Genomic DNA, 15,364 nt, shown 5'->3' on the forward strand with positions numbered 1-15,364 from the left:
CGGCCGTAACTACAGAGGTGAGGCCAACCCCACCGGTCTCATTGGGGGTTGGGAGCGCTCATCGAATGCCACTCACTGGTCCTCGTCTGTCCAAAGCAGAGCTCGTGCTCTCCGTCACCGTCTGGTCTGGAGAATCCGGTGAGCTCGATCTCGCGAGCCCCACGCTGGACGATCGCGATGGTCCCGAAAGCGGGCGCCCGCATCGGATCGATCTCGTCGACACGCGCGAGCGGCGGCTCATCAACCCGTGGAAGCTCGGCACGAGGTACTTCGTCACCAGTCGCTCGTCGGACGAAGAGCAGTTCCGCGTGTTGGCCAGCCGCCTCGCGGAGGCGGATCACGTGGCGCTGGGGACGATGTTGCTCGGAGACGATGCCGTCTCGGTGATGCTGAAACCCGCGGGGGTCACCTTCGAGCTTCACCCCGTGCTCGCGCTCCCCAAGAGTGCGCACAGCCTTCCGCTCGGGGCTCTGCGCATCGCGACCATTCACATCGCGCCCATTGCGATGACCAAGATTTGCACGGGCGAAGCATGTGCCCACCCCGAGCCAACGCGCTGGGCCGACGTCGCACGCAAATAGGGCGCGAGCAAACCTTCAGGGGAACCGCGGGATGGGTCGCGGCGTGGCATTGCACACGCTCTCATGGGGGATGTCACCGCAGTTCGTAAAATCGCCAGCTTCGTTCTGCGGGTGGCCCAAACGCGCCGTGCTGTTGTCACCCCACGCGGAGATCGCCCAACGCTTGTCGAACAAGGCGTACGAGGTGCTCGCGCCGACGGCGATTCCAACGACATGGTCAAGGGTCGTGTTGTACGGCGACAGTCGGCAGGCGCTCGTCTCCTTACAACGCTCCCCCAAAATGTCGCCCGTCCCGACGGCACCGAGAAGGTTGGCTCCCCAGCAAAAGACCCGTTGTTCCTCCGTCGCGGCGCACGCATGAATGAAGCGGCCGCCGAGCCCGCGAGCGAGCGGCAATGCCTGAATTTGATTTGGATTGGACGACCCGACGGCATCCTTGCCCAAGGTGCCAAAGTCGTTGGAGCCCCAGCAATAGACCCGCCCATCACGAAGCGCGCACGCGAAAGTGTACCCCACGGCCAGTTCGGTGACCTTGTCGAGAGGCACGTCGGCAGCTGCATCGCCATTGCTTTGGACCACGGGCGACGCTTTGAACGAGCAATTCCCCGAGCACTCCGTGTCCCGAGTCTTGGGATGTCCAAGTTCGTTGAAGTTGTTGGCCCCCCAGCACCAAACCTGTTGCCGCTCCCCCACGATGGCGCACGTGTGGTAGCTCGAGATGCCGGTGGCCAAGTGAAGGGACTTCTTCAGTGAATCAACCGGCTGAGGGACGTGCGTAGCCTCGCCCTGGCCTATGGCCTGGGTGCCGAGGGCATACGATTGGTTCTTCCCCCAGCACACGACGAGTCCGTCCGTCTTGATCGCGCAGGCATGGTCGCGGTTGACGACCACTTCGATGGCGGAAAGCCCCTCCACACGTGTCGGTACGGAGTTGCACTCTTCCGCAGGCGCCAGCGACGTCCCCTCGTTCACCATAGGGCAGAGGCGATCCCCGGCGGTATTGGGGGCGTGCCCGAGCTGGCCGAAGTGATTGTTCCCCCAGCACCAAAGCGAGTTGTCGCGCTTTACGGCGCAGACGCTACGCAATCCCGCGGAGACGTGGATGACGTCGTTCATCCCAGGGACCGGGCTGGGCTTGTGGCGGCAAGCCACCCGTGTTCCGTCGCCCGGATCGCACTGACTATCCCCCTCGGATGACAGGCCGAGGGCTCCGAACTGATTTCCCCCCCAGCACCACAGGGAAGCATCCGCCAGGAACGCGCAGGTGGTCTCGCCCCCGGCGGAAATGCTCATGATGTCGTTCGAGCACTTCCCTTCCCCTTGCGGATCCAAGCACGTCGCGGGGGCAAAGCAGGACTTCGGCCCACAGGGCACGCTCGCGTCGATGTCGGCGTCGACGTCCGGGCCGGCGTCGGTCACGGTGCCGTCGGGGATGTCGTAGTTGCCGACGTAGGCCACGTAGTCGCATGCTCCGAGGGAGCCGAGGAGTGCGTAAGCAAGCACCGGCACGAAGGTAAGTCCGAGGGCGCAGCGCACGCGCCCGGGGCGCGACCGAAACATCATTGGCAGGCGGCCCAGCCTAGCAGAAATGAGAAAGCTCACGCGCCGTGCTGCGACGCGTGAGCCTCTCGAGGTGGAGTGGACAAGCCAAGTAAGAGGAAAAGAGCAACTGTCATGAAGAGATTGGGTGCATGCCGCCCAATCCATCACCGGGTCGGACGATTTTTTCCTTCCCGCGGAGGAGCTCCGTCGAGACCAGCGTGCACCCGCCAGAGCGCGAGAATGAACAGGGCCATCGCGGTGCAGGTGACCGCGATCATGGCCAGACCTTTGATCCAGAGCGGGCCGGTGGAGACCGCAATTTGGATGTCGAGGGCCATCGCTCCACCGCCGACGATTCCGCCCACGGATCCGCCAATGAAGGCGAGCCCGAGCGGCAGCCCGATGGGCGCAGCGGCACTTGCCTGCGGCTCGGGGGTCCGGCCGCGGGTCCCCGTATCGTTCGGGGACGCCTGCAGCGTGCTGCCTGCGGCGCGCACGCGTACGTGCGACGAGGCGCCCGTCGCCGAAACGAGGGTGTCAGTTGGGTCGAAGCGATTGGCCATGGGTCCTGCCGGCGCATCAGCGCCTCATGCAATGAATTGGGAAGGACGCCCTCGATCCATCACACCATTGCCGTTAATCGATCGTGCGCGGTCGGTTAGAGGCCGCGGGTGGCGTCGTTCACGACGGGCATGAACAGGCTGCGCGGGTAGTGCTGGCGAAAGCGCTCGCCGCGCGTCTTCGCTCCGGCCTCGTCGCCGGTCTTCGCGAGGGCCTGGATCGCAAGCGCCTCCCGCTCCTCGGCGAAGGAGCCGTTGGGAAACTCGCGCGCGTGCCGCTCCAGCACCACGAGGGCCCCCGACGCATCGGCCCGCGCCAATGCCGCGCGCGCGGTCTCCACGAGCACGCGCTCGGCACCGACCTTGTCCCGATTTTCCGGTGCCGCCGAGCCACGCGCTTCCGGCTCGACCCGCGCCGGCCCCGAAGGAGCGGGCGCGCCAATCGACGCCGAGGGGACCGAGAGGCCGGGCGCCACGGGTGCGGGCGACGGCACCGAGGTGCCGGTCGCCGGACGCAGCGGAGAATCCTCCGGCGCCGGGATCGCAGACGGCGCGTGCGCCACCTGCGGTGCGGCCTGGGGACGCACCACCGTATAGACCACGAAACCGCCCGTGAGCAGGCCCACGGCAAACGCCGCCGCAAGCAGCGGATAGCGCGCCGCGCGCAATCGGGCGCGCGTCGCATAGGTGGCGACGGCGGAGGCCACGTACGATCGCGACTCGGGCGGCGCGCCCCACACCTCGTTGGCCGCGCGGGAGGGCGGGGCTTCGTCTTCCGCCTCGTCCATCTCCGCAGTGTGAACCGTCGCCTCGACCCGTTGGAGCAAGCGATCCTTCATCCGCTGCGACGCGGGCGGCCCGTCGGCGCCTGCCTCGAGCAGGGCGCGCATGGCCGGGGGCAGCGACTCGAAATCGTCGCTCATGATTTCACCCGCTGCGCCTGCTGCATGCGCGTGACGGCGGTGACGAAGGCTTTGCGCGCGAGGCGCAGGCGCGAATACACGGTGTTGAGGGGCTCACCCAGCGCACTCGCGACCTCGGGAATGGTCTGTCCATCCAGCTCGTGCAGGATGAAAACCGCCCGTTGGTCCAGGTTGATCGTCTCGAGCGCCGCCATCACCAACCTTTGAGCTTCCCTCGCCTCGAACTGTGCGTCGGCGATGGGAGCCGTGTCCTGTCTCTCGGGTTCGCTGTCGAAGACCTCGCGCTTGAAGCGAGAGGTCCGCCTGTAATCAGATGCTACGCGAAAAGCTATGCCGAAGAGCCACGGGCGAATGGGTCGGAACGAGTCGTAGTCGTCGAGTTTGCGGTGAACGGTCACGAAAACATCGTGCGCAACGTCCTCGAGATCCGAGGGGCGCACCCCCAGACGCCGAAGCGTTTGCCAAACGTAGTCGAATTCTGCCTCGTAGATGGATCGGAAGGATGGTCGCCAGCCCACGGCACTGGGTTGAGGGGCCGGGGTGGCTACCACATGAGGGAATCGGGATGAGCGGGGCGAATCCGTCACGGAAAAGTTACCCCCAACCCCATTCCTAGAACCCCGGAAATTCTCGGGGTTTGCCATACTTCCGACTGGTTGACCTGCACGGAGGTCTGCGACAGTGCGGCGAGAAGATCGGAATGGAGGTGTAAAAATAGCACGCCATCGAGCGGCACCTCCACGGCCAATCGGGCCCCCGCCATGAAAACGGCGGTCGTGGCGTCGCGAGAATCGTCGAAGGATCGGCCGTGCGATTGCAGCGCTCCCGCTCCGAGAATCGCGCAGCCCGCCAGCACGGAGTAGTGGTAGCACGGCACGAGCGCGGCCAGCATGAGCGAGGTCTCGATGCTGCCGGGCCCGACGCTGCGCGTGGTCGGCGCATCGAGGCGGCCCTCGAGCCCAAGCGAAAGGGGCGCGCGCCGCAGGCCGACGAGCAAGCGACCGCCAACCGCGACCTGCGGGCCTGCCCCAAGCGATCCCACGGGGCCGCCCTCGGCGTGGAACTGAAGATGGGGGCGCGCCGGCGGAGGCGGGGGAGGCGGCAGCGGTTCGGCTACGCGCGCAGGGGCTTGGGGCGGCGGCGCCGGCGGAGGATGGGGCTCGTCGACGGGTGCGGGGGCCGTCGGCGGCGCCTCGGTGACGATGGGCTTGGGCGACATGGCCCCGAGCGGATCGATGGCGATGGCGATGGCCAATTCCGTGGCCTCGGCCAGCTCCGCGCAGTCTTTGTCCTTGGACGAGAGCTCGCGTTCCCCGTAGAGCTCGCCCGCGGGACCGTGGACCTCGATGCGGGCGCGCAGGATTTTGCGCGCGCGGGAAACGCGCGCGGTGACCATGCGTTCCGCGTGATCGTCGAATGGATCGCGCCCGAGGCGCGCGGCGACACCATTGCGCAGATCGCGCTCGTCGGGACACTTCTCGGTGCCAGGCCCGCGAACGTAGACCAGCCGGACCCGTGGTGGCTCGTCGGCGGCGGCGTGGCCCTCGCCCGCCAGCCATGAGAGCGCGAAGGCTCCGAGCACGGCCGTGCTGCCACGAATGGAGGTAAGCGCCATGGGATTAGAAGAACGGGGGGAAGATACTCGGCCGGCAGGAAGGAAGCACCATCTCGACGCAGTGTACCGTCATAGCGCTTCTTTAGGGTGCCGGACACTCCCGAAACGTTCCGTCCGAGGGGCGGAGGATGCCGTCATCGCAGATGGTACGCAGGCTGCACGCGTCGAACGGCGCGCGGACTTTGGCGTCGTTGTCGAAGTAGACGTAGGCATCGCCGCCGCGAAGGACACGCTGCCATCGCGCGATGCGCTCCGCCCAGGTTCGGAGCGCACGGCGGCTATATCCACTTTCGTAAAGCTTGGTGTCGCCGTGCAGGCGCACGTAAACGAAGTTGGACGTTACGCCCTCCAGATAAGGAAAGCGGCCGGCGGTATCGGCGATGCAAAGTGCGATATCGTATTTTCGAAGCAAGGCGAGGAACGCAGGATCGTCGAAGGTCGGGTGGCGTACCTCGAGGGCATACGAGATGGGTCTATCGTCGTGCGGCCGCAGGTAGGCGCGGCTTTTCAAGCGATGGTCATGCTTTCGCGCCATGGCGGCCGCGGCATGGGTGGTGCGCGGCAGTTGATCGAAAAAGTACGCGAGGCGCGCCGGATCGAACGAGGTGCTCGGCGGCAGTTGCCAGAGGATGGGGCCCAGCTTGTCGCGCAACGCCAACACGCCCGAGGCAAAGAAATTGGCCAGCGGTGTTTCGATGTCGCGCAGCCGTTTGAGGTGCGTGATGAAGCGGCTGCCTTTGATGGAAAAGACGAAGCCTTCGGGCGTGGCCTCGTACCATTGGATCACCCTTTCGGGCCGGAGAAGCGAATAGAACGAACCATTGACTTCGATGCTCTCGAAGGTGTGGCTGGCGTGTGCGAGTTCCTGTTTTTGCGGAAGGCCCTTGGGATAAAAGACACCGCGCCAGGATGGGTAGTTCCATCCGGAGATGCCAATGTAGACATGGCCGCGCCTAGGCACTCTTGCGCCGCTCCGCGGGCGCGGAAGGAAGCCGTTGCGCGAGTTCGAAGAAACCGGCCCATGGATCTTTGCGCCGGCGTGCAAGGACCTTCGGGACCGTCTCCACGGTGAAGTCCTGCGGATCGAGGTGGGCGAGATCGCGCCATGCCACGGGCATGGCCACGGGTGCGCCAGGCCGCGCGCGGGGGGAAAAGGGGACGATGGCGGTGGCGCCATGACCATTGCGAAGGTAATCGATGAAGATTTTTCCGTGGCGCGCTCGCTTCGACATCACCGACGTGTAGCGGTGGGGATCTTCCTTCTCGAAGCGGAGGGCGATGGCGTGGGTAAAGTCCTTGACGTCGTCCCAACCGAGTTCGGGCGCGATGGGCACCACGACGTGCAAACCTTTGCCGCCCGTGGTCTTGACGAAGCAGGTGAGACCAAGGCTCTTCCATGCATCGCGCAGCGCAAGGGCCGCCTCGACGACACGGGTGAATGGCAAGGAGACATCGGGATCGATGTCCATGACGATCTGGTTGGGGTGGAGCGGATTCGGGATGCGAGAGCCCCAACCATGGAGTTCGATGGCGCCGAATTGTGCGAGGGAGACGAGGCCTTCGGCGTCTTGCACGTAGATGACGGCGTTTTTTCCGACTTTCGTACTATGGATGGACTTGGGCATGCCGGGGGTGCGCTGCTTTTGGAAGAAGCATTCGGCGCGGTCGCCCTCAGGGCACCGGACGAGGGCGAGCGGGCGGCGTTCCACATGGGGAAGCATCGACGGGGATACCGACTCGATGTAGCGCGCGAGCGCGATCTTCGTGGTGCCGGAGGTGCGATCGAGCACGCGCTCGGGATGGGAGATGCGCACGCCGGCCACCGTCGTATCGTCTTGCTCGCGCGACTCCCGCACGACGTCGCGCGATGGCTTGTCCTCGCGCAGGCCGACGAACGCCGGGTGCCGGAGTGCGCCGTCCTTGGTCCACTCCGTGAAGCGCACCTCGGCCACCAGGGACGGCTTCACCCACGTGGCATTGCGTAGGCGAGGCGCTCGGGCGACGGCGGGCTCGTCGACGGCGAGCTTCGTGAGGCGGCGGTGCAGGTCGCGCAGAATGCGCGCCGTGAAGCCGGTTCCCACCTTTCCGACGTAACGGAGCTCGTCGTGCTGGTCGTGCACGCCGAGGAGGAGTGCACCGAGGCCCGGACGGCTGCCGCCGGGCGCGGTGAAACCGACGATGACCAACTCCTGGCGCTGTTGGCATTTCACTTTGATCCACTCACGGGTACGCGACGGACGATGCGGCTGGTCTTTGCGCTTGGCCACGACGCCCTCGACCCCCTGCCGGCAGGCGAGCTCGAAGAGCTCGGCGCCTTGTTCGGCGGGCGAATGGGAGACGTATCCAATGGGCGATTTGCGATTTCCCAGAATGGACGCCAGCATGGCCTTCCGCGTTTCCAACGGGCGATCGCGCACGTCGAAGCCGTCGACGAAGAGCAAATCGAAAATATAGTAAACGACATCGGCATCCTTGGCATTCTGCATCTTCTGAAAGCTAGGAATCCCGTTCTCGTCGAGGGCGCAAACCTCGCCGTCCATCACCGCCGATTCGATGGGTAGCTCGGCGAGCGCTTTGCGGATCGGCTCGAAGCGCGCGGTCCAGTCTTGGCCCGTGCGGCTCTCGATCCGAACCTTGCCGTGCTCGATGGATGCGAGCGCCCGGTATCCGTCGAGCTTTGGCTCGAAGATCCACCCGTCGCCCTTGGGGATCTCGGTATCCAAGGTCGCGAGCTGCACGTGGAACGACGCGAGCTTCGGCACGCGCGCCGCGGCGGTCACCTCCTTCGAGCCCGGCGCTTTGGCGTGCGCATCGCGCGTCTTGAGCAAGAGCCATTGATTCTGTTTTTCCCCGCGGCTGCGCATGCGCACCAGGGAAAACCCGCCGTGGAGGCGTTTGCCCTCGAGCCGAAAGGACAAGCGGCCCTTGGCCAGGCCGGCATCCGGATCGCCCTCGGGTTCCCACGTCCCCTCGTCCCAGAGCAGCACGTGCCCTGCGCCGTAATGCCCCTCGGGAATGGCGCCCTCGAAGTGTCCGTAGTCGAGCGGGTGATCCTCCACCTCGACGGCGAGCCGCTTGTCGCCGGGCACCAAACTCGGGCCCTTGGGCACGGCCCAGCTCTTGAGCACACCGTCCCATTCGAGACGGAAGTCGTAATGCAACCGGGTTGCGTCATGTCGCTGCACCACGTACGAGAGCCGCTTGGCACGGGCGCGCACCTCGCCGCGGGGCTCGGGCGTAGCGTCGAAGTCGCGCATGGTTCGGTATCGACGAAGGGTATCTTTCTTCATGCCGCCATCTCCAGGAGCTTGCGCGCAGCCGCGAGGTCGCGCACGAACCGTGCGCGCTCGGTGCGGCGCGTTTCAGGATCCGGTGCGCGCAGCAACGACGACGGATGCACCGTGGCCAGCACCAGGGGCGCAAGCGGCGAAGGGACCGGCTCGCCGCGGTGCTGCGTCACGCGGAACGATTTGCCCAGCAGGGCCTGCGCCGCCGTCGCACCGAGGCAGACGATGATCCGCGGCTTCACCGCGGCCAGCTCGGCATCGAGCCAGAAGCGGCACGCCGTGATTTCCCCTTGATTGGGCTTGCTATGGAGACGACGTTTCCCGCGCGGCGTCCATTTGAAGTGTTTGACGACGTTGGTCAGATACACGCGCTTGCGGTCGATGCCGGCCTCCGCGAGCGCATGATCGAGAAGCCGCCCCGCCGGCCCCACGAACGGCCTGCCCTGGATATCCTCCATGTCGCCGGGTTGCTCTCCAATCAACAGGATCTCCGCGCGTGCGGGGCCCTCGCCGAACACGGTTTGCGTGCCCGTGCGCCACAAATCGCATCGCTGACACGATTTGGCGTCTTCGCGCAGACGCAGCAACGATTTCGCGGCGCTCATGCGGCGGCCTTTCGCGTGCGCTTACGCTTGGTCGCGGCCAGGCTGCGCTGCAGCACGTCGGCCAAGTCGACGACGTTGGTGGCCCGCGGCCGCGTCTTCTTCAACTTGGGCATGGGCTTGCCGCGTGCCTTACGTTGGATCAACGCCATGAGCTTTTCGTGGTACGTATCGTGGAATTCGCCAATATCGAACTTCGCCGTCATGCTCTCGATGAGCATATTGGCGGCCTTCATTTCGCCCGGGCGCGTCTTTTCGGACCGGGCGCCGGCTTTGGGCAGGTCGAGCGTGTCCGCCCCCACGATATCCGTTTTCCAGTGCAGCATGCCCAGCACCAAGGCGTCACCGCTCGGTTTCAAGGCCGCGATGTGCTCGCGCGATCGCAGCACCACGCGCGCGATGCCGACTTTGCCGGATTCCGCCAATGCGCTGCGCAGCAAAGCGTACGCATGGTGTGCCTTCTTTTCCGGCTCCAGGTAGTACGGCTTTTCGTACAGCATGGGGTCGATCTCGTCCTCGTTCGCGAATTGGACGATGTCGATGGACTGCGTAGCCTCCACGCTGGCGGCTTGGAAATCTTCGTCGTCGACGACGACGTATTCGCCTTTCTTGTAAGGATAACCGCGGGTGACATGATCCCAGGAAACCTTCTTTCCGCATTCGTTGCAGATGCGCTCGTTGTGGAGGGTGCCTCCATCCTCATCATGGAGAAAGTTGAAATGCACCCCCGACGCATCGCGCACCGCAGTGACGAGTCGCACTGGGATATTGACCAGTCCGAAGTTAATGGTCCCGCTCCAAATTGCATGCGCCATGGTGACGGGACGCAGTGCATCGATCGGTCCATTCGTAAAAAGCAACCTCGAGCAAAAATGCGGTCCCTCCCTTGCTACGCACTCGGAGCTGGCACGAAAGGAGGAACGCCCGAATGGCTTCCACTCGAAAGATCCGTTACGCCGTCGCGGGCGCCGGCAACATCGCGCAAGCCGCGGTATTACCTGCGTTCGAGCATGCCCAGGAAAACTCGGAGCTTGTGGCCATCGTCTCGTCCGATCCGGAGAAGCGGGAAAAACTCGCCGCCCAATACAGAGTGCACCACGTTGGATCGTACGATCAGCTCGAATCCATTCTGGCGCAGGCGAAGATCGATGCACTCTACATTGCGCTTCCCAATACGATGCACCGCGAATTCACCGAAAGGGCCGCGCGGAGCAAGGTGCACGTGCTCTGCGAGAAGCCCATGGCCATGACCGAAGAGGACTGCGAGGCCATGATCCGCGCGTGCAAAAAAGCGGAGGTGAAGCTCATGATCGCGTATCGCCTGCACTTCGAAGAGGCGACCTTGCGGGCCATCGAGCTCGTGAAGAATGGCACCCTCGGGCCCGTGCGGCTCTTCGATTCGTCGTTCGCGCAGCAGGTACGGCCGGGCGACATCCGCACGCGCCCGGACGTGGGCGGTGGGGCACTCTTCGACATGGGCATCTATTGTGTCAACGCAGCACGGGCCATCTTTCGGGACGAGCCCGAAGAGGTGTTCGCGTACCAGGTGTCGCACGGCGACGGGCGATTTCGCGGGGTGGATGCCACCACGGTGGCCGTGCTGCGCTTTCCCGGTGACCGCATCGCCACGTTCGGCGCGAGCCAAGGGGCCGCGGGCATCGATACCTACCGCATCGTGGGCACCGAGGGCGATCTTCGCGTCGAGCCCGCGTACACGTACCATGACGATTTGACGCACACCTTGACCGTGGGAAGTGAAACGCGGACGACCATTTTTACCAAGCGTGACCAGTTTGCACCCGAGCTCGTCGCGTTCTCCCGGTGCATCTTGGAAGGAACGGAGCCCGAGCCGTCGGGCGAAGAAGGGCTCGCCGACGTGCGCGTCCTTCGGGCCATCGTCCGCGCCGCGCGCGAAGGGAGGCCGATGAAGCTAGGTCCCTTCGAGCGCGCCCAGCGGCCCGATCTGCGCAATGAGATCGCGAAGCCGCCGGTGCAGGAGCCGAAGACGGTCAACGCGCCGTCGCCCAGCTTGCCGAACGATGGCTCAGTCAACGTAAGCCGGCGCTGATGGCATCAGCCGCCCGACGATCTCCACGAGGCGCTCGCGACTGAAAGGCTTGGCGAGCGCCTCATCGGCGCCGAGCTCCAATGCCCGATCGAGCAACGACGAATCGCCGCTCATGGCCACGATGAAAACGGCGGCGGTCTTCGCGTCGTCGCGAAGCTGTTTGATGACCTCCAACCCCGTGATGCATGGGAGGCACAAGTCGAGCAGCATCAGATGCGGCTCGTGCAAGAGCAGGGACGAGAAGGCATCGATGCCATCTTTGCCCTGTACGATGTCGAATCCTTTTCCACGAAGAAAGTACGACACGAGTTCGACGAGGCTTTTTTCGTCGTCAACGACGAGGAGCGATCGAGATGTAGGCATCATGGATGGGCATACCTGCGGGCCCGCCCAGGCGCACCGCTCACGGCGCGCCGAGGGCGAGACGAATGATTGTCGGAGGAGGCAACGACGGCGAGAAAGACAATTTCGTATTTCTGCGCATGCTCCGGTGTGGTCTTCGGCGCGCGGCGGAGAAGCTGCATCATCGTGCCGAGGGCTAGGGCGCGCGTGGCCGAGCGACATTGAATATCGGGCATCAGCGGGCAACGCGCCGAGACAGTCCCGTCTTCCTCGTAGTGCAAGTAGACGGGGAGATTGCGTTCGGAGTTCATTTCACACCCCCGACGCCGATGAAAGAGTTTCGTAACTTCATGGCGAGTCTCCAATCTAGGACACGCCCCCCAGGAACGCTGGGACCTGGTGCATCGCCCGAGCCAAGCTTTGGCCTCGATGCTTCGCTTGTGCTGAAAGTTGCTAAGATCCTTATCGTTTTTCCATGCCGAACCGGATGGGTCGATCAGGACGGTCGGTCACGACAAAAGTGCCACCGGTGTAGCCTTTACCGTACATAGGTCATTTAATATTGTAATCGAACGCGAAATTTTTTCCGTTTCGGCTCCCCGTCAGCGTCAAGTGATTGGCCGTGCGCAGGCGTCCGAGGGCCTCGAGCATCTTCTCCGGGCTGCCCGCGTCGAAGCCGTTGACCTGTTGAATGCGGTCGGCATTCTCGATACCGAGCTTTCCGAGCACGGAGTCTTTGGACACCCCGAAGATGTTGATCCCGATGGTCTTGCCGCTGCTGTCGAGGGCCGGAACGATCCTGTGGCGAAACAAATCCCCCTGCCGTTCGAAAACGAGATCGACCACGCCGCGATCGATGTCGTACTCGTTGGCCCCCACCTTCTTGATGCCGTTGGCAATCTCCGGTGGAAGCGACGTCGCGCCTCCTGGTGCAGGCTTGGCGGCTGTATCGGACGGTCGACGAGGGCTCGCCGGTTCGGGCGAGGCGGGCTCGGAAAAGAGCCGCGCCTGGCAGATGGATCCGTTGCTATCGAGCCAAACGCGATCGGTGCCGACGTATTCGATCTTCTTGCCGTTGAAGTCTCCACCGCGGCGGCGCAAAACGACATTCGACGGTGCGCTCTCCGCGCCGGCAGCGCCATCGCTCAATGCGGCGTAGGACCAATCGGGATCGCTCGATGCCGCAATGATGTGCACCTTCACGCCCTCGCAGGCGACGGCGGAGGACGTGACTCCGTTCGCGTCGGTGCTGGGCGCGGCCTTGGCGACGCCGAGGGGTCCCGTCTCCGAGTCGAAGGGATTGCGCGCGAGGATGGCGTCGGCGCTGGTCGCGTGCCTGCCGGTCTCGGATGCGGCTCGGGGCGGCGCCGCCAGAGGGGGGCGCGCGAAGCTCGCAGCATCGCTCATGAGACCGATGCGGGTCACCTGCATGATGCCCTGCGCGCCAAAGAAGGCGGCCACCATGACGAGGGCCGGCGTGATCATCCAATAGGGTCTCCTCAGAGCATGCTCCATCTCGAACGAGACCGAATTGCAAAGGCCCGGCCAGCCCGCGTTGAACGGTATTTCGTCGGGCGGAGCTCCGAAAAGATGCGACACGATGGCGAGAAGCTGCCAGCCACCCGTCGCCGCGCGACAAGGTGGCAATCGAGCTATTTCGAACTTCGCGTGGCGTGCTGCAGGGCGGCCAGCGCGAGAAGACGTGTAGAGTCGAGCGTCGGCAGCGGGGAGTTTCCGTCGTTCATGATGAGCGGGATCTCCGTGCAGCCGAGGATGACGGCATCGCAGCCGGCGTCTTTCAGCCTTCCGATGACCCGCTGGAAATAGGCAACTTGCTCCGGCTTGATGACGCCGTACACCAATTCATCCATGATGATGCGGTGGATCTCGTCGCGCTCGGCAGCGCTCGGGCGGACGTAGCCGAGCCCCTGCGCGCTGAGTTTTTCCGGATAGACTTCGCTGTCGATCGTCCACGCCGTTCCCGTCACGCCAATGCGATGAAATCCGCGGTGGACGGCCTCCGTCGCGACGACCTCGGCGATGTGCAACCAGGGAAGCGGTGAGCGGCCTTGGAGGTGCGGGAAGGCCTTGTGAATCGTGTTGTCGGGGCAAATCAGGAATCGAGCGCCGATGGATGCCAATTTGTTCGCCGAGGCGATCATCAATTCGGCAACGCCCTGCCAATCGTTGCGGTCGAGACAGGCCACGTAATCCGCCAAGGAATGGGTGTGCATGGACACCTCGGGGTGCGCATGCGGGCCGAGAAGCTGGGCCCCCTCCGCGCAGATGGTGCGGTAGCAAAGGGCGGCCCCTTCGGCGGAGCAGGCAACGATTCCGATGTGGTCGGGCGGCGAGGTCATGATGCCCTAGGCTAGGCCAACTTGGGCGCGGCCGGAACGATGGGCAGAATCACGCGCGATGGATGGGCCTGCTCGTGCAGGACGCGGTGCTCGCCGGGATGGGGGTTCTTGGCCCAGCGTGGAAACGAGCTGCTCGTCACGTCGAGCCGAAGTCGATGTCCGGGCTGGAAGGCATGGCTCGTGGGGGTCAGCTCGATGTGGAAAAGACGAGGCTGGCCGGGCTCGAGTGCCATACGAAGAATGCCCTCCGCCACATTGAAGGCGCTGCCATCGGGCTCCACGTCGACGAGCTTGACGACGAAGTCCGCCTCGGGCGCGCTGGAGGTGGCCCACAGTTCGACGACGACGGTACCGGTCACCTCGAGGGTGCCGTCGAGGATCGCGGAGGTGCAAACGAGGACGTCGTCGCGGGCCTCGAGGCGGCGCTGATCGCGGGGGCCCGCGAGCTCGGTGAAGCCGAGCGTGTTGCCGCCCCACGTCGGCACTGGGGATGCAGGATCGTAGGCGATGCACGACGCCGGTGACCAGCGCGGCTCGGGGCCGAGCGAGCCCGCCCCCAGGTACCAGGTGGTGTACTGCGTTCGGGCGATGGGCCATTCGCCTTCATCGCGCCAGGTGTTGGTCCCCATGACGAAGATGCGCACCGGTGCACGCGCCGGCGGCTCGTCGGAGAGTTGCTCGCGGAAGAAGCGGGCAATCTCGCCGCGAAAGCCGCCCGCGAGCCCGACGCCGGGCAAGGCGCCGAATCCCAAATAGCGCTCGCCCTGGACGGTCGATTGCGAAACGTGCGTCCAAGGCCCCATGACGAGCCGCGTGCGTTCGCGCGCGCGGGCGCTGCCGGCACGGGTACGCATTCCGATGAATTGATCGATGGAGCCCTGCACGAAGTAGTCGTACCAGCCGCCCACGATGAGCGCCGGCACGGTGATGCGCTCGTACGACTGCGCCTCGGTGAAGGCTTCCAGCATGGGCGGGCTCGGTTCGAAGGGCTGCGGGAGGCCCAGCGACGAGCTCCACGTCGTCATGGCCCCATGCTCGAATACGCCGCCGCGATGAAACATGGTCCGCGACGGTATGCTCGGCGACTGGCCCGGCGCGATGGCCCGAAGTGCCCCCGGAGCACGGGTCGCAGCGGCCCATTGTGCAAATCCCTGGTACGAGTTGCCGTTCGCGAACACGTCGCCCGTGCTGAAGGGCTGCGCGGCCGCCCACGCGACGAGATCCTCGCCGTCGTCCGCCTCGTGGACGAATGGAGTAAAGCCGCCGCGCTTTCGCACGTCCTGAACGACGACGGCGAAGCCTTCGCGCGCGAAACCGATGGGATCGAGCACGGGGTTCGTAAAGGCCCCGTCTTTTCCGTAGGGCGTGCGCGCAACGATGACCGGCCAGCGCCCCTCCCCCGCGGGGCGTGCGATATGGCACGCGAGCAGCGCGCCATCGCGCGCCGGAACCTCGACGTCGAACTCGAAGACGATACTCATGGA

The 15,364-nt window shown here is 64.9% G+C and carries 16 protein-coding genes; 2 read left to right on the forward strand and 14 right to left on the reverse strand.

Features of this window, described 5'->3' with window-relative positions; translation table 11 throughout:
- Positions 1 to 65: 65 nt before the first annotated feature.
- A complete protein-coding gene (locus LVJ94_37515; protein WXB02602.1) occupies positions 66 to 581 on the forward strand; it encodes a hypothetical protein in 516 nt (171 codons plus the stop codon).
- Positions 582 to 596: 15 nt separating this feature from the next.
- Here LVJ94_37515 and LVJ94_37520 read toward each other — a convergent pair whose 3' ends face one another.
- The 9 genes from LVJ94_37520 to LVJ94_37560 all read right to left on the reverse strand — a co-directional run bounded on the left by LVJ94_37520 (position 597) and on the right by LVJ94_37560 (position 9,871).
- A complete protein-coding gene (locus LVJ94_37520; protein ID WXB02603.1) occupies positions 597 to 2,144 on the reverse strand; it encodes a hypothetical protein in 1,548 nt (515 codons plus the stop codon).
- A 143-nt stretch (positions 2,145 to 2,287) separates the two neighbouring features.
- Positions 2,288 to 2,686: a hypothetical protein gene (locus tag LVJ94_37525; protein WXB02604.1), complete on the reverse strand. Its 399-nt coding sequence runs from the start codon at positions 2,684 to 2,686 to the stop codon at positions 2,288 to 2,290.
- Positions 2,687 to 2,781: 95 nt separating this feature from the next.
- The gene (locus LVJ94_37530; protein ID WXB02605.1) at positions 2,782 to 3,606 is read right to left on the reverse strand and encodes a hypothetical protein; all 825 of its coding nucleotides are present in this window, start codon (positions 3,604 to 3,606) and stop codon (positions 2,782 to 2,784) included.
- Positions 3,603 to 4,124, reverse strand: coding sequence for an RNA polymerase sigma factor (locus LVJ94_37535; GenBank protein ID WXB02606.1), 522 nt, complete (start codon positions 4,122 to 4,124; stop codon positions 3,603 to 3,605). Before LVJ94_37535 ends, LVJ94_37530 begins: the two co-directional genes overlap by 4 nt.
- 65 nt (positions 4,125 to 4,189) lie before the next feature.
- A complete protein-coding gene (locus LVJ94_37540; GenBank protein WXB02607.1) occupies positions 4,190 to 5,221 on the reverse strand; it encodes a hypothetical protein in 1,032 nt (343 codons plus the stop codon).
- An 82-nt stretch (positions 5,222 to 5,303) separates the two neighbouring features.
- On the reverse strand, positions 5,304 to 6,182 hold the full coding sequence (locus LVJ94_37545) for a DUF72 domain-containing protein (GenBank protein WXB02608.1): 879 nt from the start codon (positions 6,180 to 6,182) through the stop codon (positions 5,304 to 5,306).
- Positions 6,175 to 8,511 (reverse strand): DNA ligase D, encoded by a 2,337-nt coding sequence (gene ligD, locus LVJ94_37550; protein WXB02609.1) that lies wholly within the window; start codon positions 8,509 to 8,511, stop codon positions 6,175 to 6,177. The genes LVJ94_37545 and ligD overlap by 8 nt, the downstream gene beginning before the upstream one ends.
- Entirely contained in the window at positions 8,508 to 9,113 is a 606-nt protein-coding gene (locus tag LVJ94_37555; protein ID WXB02610.1) for a UdgX family uracil-DNA binding protein, read from the reverse strand. Before LVJ94_37555 ends, ligD begins: the two co-directional genes overlap by 4 nt.
- Positions 9,110 to 9,871: a Ku protein gene (locus LVJ94_37560; GenBank protein WXB02611.1), complete on the reverse strand. Its 762-nt coding sequence runs from the start codon at positions 9,869 to 9,871 to the stop codon at positions 9,110 to 9,112. The genes LVJ94_37555 and LVJ94_37560 overlap by 4 nt, the downstream gene beginning before the upstream one ends.
- 167 nt (positions 9,872 to 10,038) lie before the next feature.
- Between LVJ94_37560 and LVJ94_37565 the strand changes: the two genes are divergently transcribed.
- The gene (locus tag LVJ94_37565; GenBank protein ID WXB02612.1) at positions 10,039 to 11,178 is read left to right on the forward strand and encodes a Gfo/Idh/MocA family oxidoreductase; all 1,140 of its coding nucleotides are present in this window, start codon (positions 10,039 to 10,041) and stop codon (positions 11,176 to 11,178) included.
- Here LVJ94_37565 and LVJ94_37570 read toward each other — a convergent pair.
- The 5 genes from LVJ94_37570 to LVJ94_37590 all read right to left on the reverse strand — a co-directional run bounded on the left by LVJ94_37570 (position 11,155) and on the right by LVJ94_37590 (position 15,361).
- Positions 11,155 to 11,544: a response regulator gene (locus LVJ94_37570; protein WXB02613.1), complete on the reverse strand. Its 390-nt coding sequence runs from the start codon at positions 11,542 to 11,544 to the stop codon at positions 11,155 to 11,157. The genes LVJ94_37565 and LVJ94_37570 overlap by 24 nt on opposite strands.
- Positions 11,541 to 11,831 carry a hypothetical protein gene (locus LVJ94_37575; GenBank protein ID WXB02614.1) on the reverse strand — a complete coding sequence of 97 codons (291 nt, stop codon included), beginning with the start codon at positions 11,829 to 11,831 and terminating at the stop codon, positions 11,541 to 11,543. Before LVJ94_37575 ends, LVJ94_37570 begins: the two co-directional genes overlap by 4 nt.
- Positions 11,832 to 12,072: 241 nt before the next feature.
- Positions 12,073 to 13,119, reverse strand: coding sequence for a general secretion pathway protein GspC (locus tag LVJ94_37580; GenBank protein WXB02615.1), 1,047 nt, complete (start codon positions 13,117 to 13,119; stop codon positions 12,073 to 12,075).
- Positions 13,120 to 13,172: 53 nt separating this feature from the next.
- On the reverse strand, positions 13,173 to 13,880 hold the full coding sequence (locus tag LVJ94_37585) for an amino acid racemase (protein WXB02616.1): 708 nt from the start codon (positions 13,878 to 13,880) through the stop codon (positions 13,173 to 13,175).
- An 11-nt stretch (positions 13,881 to 13,891) separates the two neighbouring features.
- A complete protein-coding gene (locus LVJ94_37590) occupies positions 13,892 to 15,361 on the reverse strand; it encodes a CocE/NonD family hydrolase (protein ID WXB02617.1) in 1,470 nt (489 codons plus the stop codon).
- Positions 15,362 to 15,364: the final 3 nt, after the last annotated feature.

The organism is Sorangiineae bacterium MSr11367 (assembly GCA_037157805.1).
GTDB classification, from domain to species: domain Bacteria; phylum Myxococcota_A; class Polyangia; order Polyangiales; family Polyangiaceae; genus Pendulispora; species Pendulispora rubella.